General features: G+C 46.1%; 4 protein-coding genes and 1 pseudogene. 2 read left to right on the top strand and 3 right to left on the bottom strand.

Annotated features, from left to right (window positions below):
- Window positions 1-166: 166 nt before the first annotated feature.
- Complete coding sequence (locus RMO52_RS10960) at window positions 167-1,072, bottom strand: hypothetical protein (protein WP_309742021.1); 906 nt, start codon at window positions 1,070-1,072, stop codon at window positions 167-169.
- 39 nt (window positions 1,073-1,111) lie between these two features.
- On the bottom strand, window positions 1,112-1,444 hold the full coding sequence (locus RMO52_RS10955; RefSeq protein ID WP_310413946.1) for a hypothetical protein: 333 nt from the start codon (window positions 1,442-1,444) through the stop codon (window positions 1,112-1,114).
- A 424-nt stretch (window positions 1,445-1,868) separates the two neighbouring features.
- On the opposite strand from RMO52_RS10955, the gene RMO52_RS10950 reads away from it, so the two are divergent.
- Together RMO52_RS10950 and RMO52_RS10945 are read left to right on the top strand one after the other, a co-directional pair.
- The gene (locus RMO52_RS10950) at window positions 1,869-3,290 is read left to right on the top strand and encodes a GTP-binding protein (RefSeq protein ID WP_310413943.1); all 1,422 of its coding nucleotides are present in this window, start codon (window positions 1,869-1,871) and stop codon (window positions 3,288-3,290) included.
- Between the two features lie 225 nt (window positions 3,291-3,515).
- A complete protein-coding gene (locus RMO52_RS10945) occupies window positions 3,516-4,130 on the top strand; it encodes a TetR/AcrR family transcriptional regulator (protein WP_310413940.1) in 615 nt (204 codons plus the stop codon).
- A gap of 94 nt (window positions 4,131-4,224) precedes the next feature.
- Here the strand turns inward: RMO52_RS10945 and RMO52_RS10940 are convergent.
- A pseudogene (locus RMO52_RS10940) lies at window positions 4,225-4,362 on the bottom strand (TetR/AcrR family transcriptional regulator); the annotation flags it as partial.

Raw genomic sequence — 4,362 nt, 5'->3', positions numbered from 1 at the left:
GTAAAGGGTAAGAGGTAGGAGTTGGGAGTTGGGAGTTGGGAGGTGGAAGTAGAGAGTAAGAGGTAGGAGGTAGGAGTTGGGAGGTGGAAGTAGAGAGTAAGAGTAAGAGGTAAGAAAACAATCTCCCCGTCCCCCCAACTCCCAACTCCCAACTCCCATCTACCCTCTAATTTTCCGATTGGCACTTATCTTCCGCACAGGAGACGGTAATTTGACCGATTGCGGCGCGTCGATCGTACTTTTGAGTCTTCAGATAATCGTCATTACTTTCGGGATAGTCGCCAGCAAAGGAACGAGTGCCTACTGGTTTGGGGCGAAAAGCTAAACCATCAGGATGCTGGTTGAAGTTGATAAACTCGCGCGATTCATTTTCTTTGCTCATCGAGAGCGTCGCGCCGCCGCCGTAGACCGATGCGGCTTGTCCGATGGGCGTACCAGGGCCGACGCCTTTTGCCGTGCGGTAGTTAGGATTGTCGGTCATCAGATGTTGAATCCGATCGGCATCGGTAAAATTGGTGCCAGTGGGATAGGGAATATAGTATTGTACAGCCCCGGCTTTAGTTACGGCGATCGCATCAAATCCTTCAATAAAATTGGTTTTAACTGGGAACTGATATCCAGTGCCGATTGTTGCTTTGAGTTCCTTAAAAGTCATCCCAATTTTGGCAGATCCAATGCCCACTGGCGTAATTTCTCGATCTGGTGCTGCGGGCAGCTTGATTTTGGTAATTGGTTCGGTTTTAGAATTTGTTTTGACGCGCACTGGTTCGGGGACGATGGGAATCGCCACTGGCGTCGGTGTGGGATAGATAGATTTGGGTAAAGCCGCAATTTTTGGTGTATCTGGCGATACTGGGACGGTTTTAGGAGTCTCGATCGCGGCTGGCGCGGGTTGTGTTGCAGGCGGTAATTGTTGTGGGGGCGGAGCGACAGGCGATGGCACCGCAGGTGTCACGATGGGTGTCGGTGTAGCGGTGGGGATATTCGTTGCTGTTGGCTGGTCTTTTTTGCCGCAAGCTACCAATCCACAGATTGTTAATAACCCAAGGGTGCAGTAAATTCGTCGTTTCATCGCTACTACCCAGCTAGTGAGAGTTTCAAAAATAATACTTTAGAATCTAATTCTACCGCTAGTGAGTAGTTGATAACCACTAGCAAATGCTAACATCGCGACCACAAATGTCCATAGACTAGTCGGCTGCAAAATTACGGCACTATTTAAGAAAACTAAGATAATCCCAATGGCGATAAAAAACCAGCCAAAGTTCCCCAACTCCCGTCGCCAAAAGGTCAGCGAACCAACCCCTGCAAGTAGCGCTAATACTGAAGCTGTTGCTGAGGTTTTCTGCAACCAGCTACTATAAAGGTGGGTAGTGAAGATGATATTTTGACCCAGAAAATAAACACTGACAATAATTAGTCCCAAACCCAAAATGGTAGACATTACACTTGCTCCTAATGTTAATTTAAGCGATCGACTCGAAGATCTTTAACGTACCCACATCTTCACTCCCGACCCCAATCGCGATCTTGTCAGCTTACTAATTCTAGATAGTGGATAGCTTGCACTGAGCGACAGCCGAAGTGTGGCTGGTGGATAGTGGATAGTGGATAGTGAATAGTACTTAGGTAGGTCGGCACAATTATTTTAACTACTAGAATCATCTGAAACCTAGATGGTGGATAGTGGATAGTGGATAGTGGATAGTACTTATGATTAGGTTTTGAGTCTATTTTTATGTACTGGTGCAAGAGGTAAGCTTACCCATTACCTCTTACCTCTTACCTCTTACCTCTTACCCCTTCCAACTAGCCGCCAAAATTAGTGCTAGCCTAAAAGAATGATTCCCCGATCGGGCACCTAGAACATGAGTAATTCTGAGACAGTCCCCTCTCCATTAGTACCCTCAGTCAAAGACGATCGCCCCGAGACAGACTGCGATCGGGCTAGAGCGAGCTTACAGCAAAGTTTATCTCGATATGCCGCCGATAAGGTCGGCACGGTTTCTCCTAGCTTGCAGGGCGATTTAGACACCTTAGCGGCGACTTTAGCCAAGTTAGAGCAGAATAATTATCGGATTGCGGTATTTGGATTGGTCAGTCGCGGTAAATCGGCGGTACTCAATGCTTTAGTAGGGGAAAAGCTGCTCGAAACTGGACCACTCAATGGGGTAACGCGGTTTCCGCGATCGATCCACTGGTCGCCAGATGGAATTATGCAAATCGATCTGATCGATACCCCTGGCTTAGATGAAATCGACGGGGATGCCCGCGCTAAAATGTCGGCGGAAGTTGTCGGACAGGCGGACTTAATTTTATTTGTGATTGCCGGAGATATCACGCAATTAGAATATCAAGCCTTACGCGAATTGCGGCAGGCACACAAACCATTACTACTCGTATTTAATAAAGCCGATCTGTATCCCGAGCAAGCGCAACAAGAAATCTACCAGCAGTTACGCAACTTAAGCGACAACAGCCTGGGCGATGAACTATTGCAACGATTGGTATCGGCTGATGAAGTCGTCATGGTTGCCGCAGATCCCACCCCAATGCAAGTGCGGATCGAATATCCCGACGGCACGAAGAAATTTGAATGGGAAAAGTCAGCACCTCAAATCGAACCACTCAAGACTAAAATTAAAGACTTATTAGCCCGTGAGGGTCGTTCTTTACTGGCGGTTAATGCTTTAGTGCAAGCGCGATCTGCTCAAACAAATTTAGCCAAAAATACCCTCACCGATCTTCAAGCCGAAGCCAATAGTTTAGTCTGGGAATTTGCCAGGTATAAAGCAATAGCGGTTGCTGCTAATCCGATCGCGATTTTCGATGTTTTAGGTGGGGTGTTTGTCGATTTCATGCTGATTCGATCGCTAGCAAAGTTATACAATCTCCCGATGACTAAGTATGAAATCAAAAAGTTACTCAATGGAATTTTGTTTAGTAGTGGGAGTTTATTGCTAGGTGAATTAGTGACTGGAATCGCCTTTGGTGTGGGCAAAACAACCGCACTGCTCATCGGTTCGAGTGTCAATTTTGCCGCACTTCCCGGTTATCTAGGTGCGGGCGCAATTCAGGGTGCGATCGCCGGATATGGGGCGTACATGGTGGGAAAAGCTGCTCAAACTTATCTAGCAGCAGGTTGTACTTGGGGACAATTGGGCGCTAATACCGTCATTCGCGAAATCCTCGATCGCGTCGATGATGCGACGATTATCTCTCGGCTGCGGGATGAGTTATTGCCAGTACCAGCATCGCCAAATCCGCCACAGTCGCCCGCTCAATTGTAGATTTTGGGATGATCTAGAGGTATTAATCTGGTAGATTGTTAGGGCGCGTCTCATCCAGCTTTGATATATTAAGAAAGTTGAAGCCAAATCACGATTTCATCGTTCGATCGTAAAGTGTAGTAACTATCTCTAAAGAACTATGAAGTAATGCGTAAAATTTCATTTTTACTGGCGTAATAATGTAGAGACCCCATTGAACAGGTATTGTGATTATCCTGGGTATGTATGCAGATATTTAATAGCAGACACAAAACCGAGCTAAATACCCGAGACAAGATTTTGCAAGCGGCTCAAAAGCTGTTTGCTCGCAATGGTTATGATGGCACGACGACAAAGGAACTATCGGAAAAAGCCGGGATTGCTGAGGGGACTTTGTTTCGGCATTTTACTAACAAAAAAGCGATCTTAGTCGAAGTCGCAACTCAAGGCTGGATCGACTTATTGACAGATCTATTGACAGAATTGAGCGAAATGGCTAGCTATGAAGCTATTTCCCATGTGATGTACAAGCGAATGTTGCGACTGGGTGACAATTATGACATGATGCGCGTCTGTTTTATGGAAGTCCAACTGCATCAAGATTTACGCGATCGCATTCAATCAGAAGTAGTTGAGAAAATGACCGATGTCGCCGAAGCATTTTTTCAAACAGCAATGGAACGCGGTGTCTATCGCAAGATGAATCCTCGGGTAATCGCGCAGGTATTTTTGGGGATGTTTGTCGTAGCTGGATTCAGTCACGAGACAGTCGCTCAGCCAGGTGCTAGCCCTCAAGAAATGAAGGAAATGGCCGAAGGTTTAGCAGATATATTTTTAAACGGTGTCTTGGCTAAGAAGTAAAAGTTGTTTGGATTAGTCAGGCGATCGAATTATTGATTTTAATTAGATTAAAAGTACCTAAAACCCAGATGGTGGGCAGTGCCCTACTTTTTTATTACTTTTTAGCCAACACCCCATTTAAAAATATATCTGCCAAACCTTCAGCCATCTCCTTCATTTCTTGGGGACTAGCCCCTGGTTGAGCGATCGTCTCGTGACTGAATCCCGCGACAACAAACATCCCCAAAAATAC

The sequence above is a fragment of the Chamaesiphon sp. OTE_8_metabat_110 genome (assembly GCF_031382685.1).
GTDB lineage: Bacteria > Cyanobacteriota > Cyanobacteriia > Cyanobacteriales > Chamaesiphonaceae > Chamaesiphon.
This window is presented reverse-complemented; position numbering and strand designations above follow the sequence as displayed.

Coding starts and splice junctions, on each gene's coding strand:
- RMO52_RS10945 (WP_310413940.1), top strand. CDS start 3,516: ATGCAGATATTTAATAGCAGACACAAAACCGAGCTAAATACCCGAGAC.
- RMO52_RS10955 (WP_310413946.1), bottom strand. CDS start 1,444: ATGTCTACCATTTTGGGTTTGGGACTAATTATTGTCAGTGTTTATTTT.
- RMO52_RS10950 (WP_310413943.1), top strand. CDS start 1,869: ATGAGTAATTCTGAGACAGTCCCCTCTCCATTAGTACCCTCAGTCAAA.
- RMO52_RS10960 (WP_309742021.1), bottom strand. CDS start 1,072: ATGAAACGACGAATTTACTGCACCCTTGGGTTATTAACAATCTGTGGA.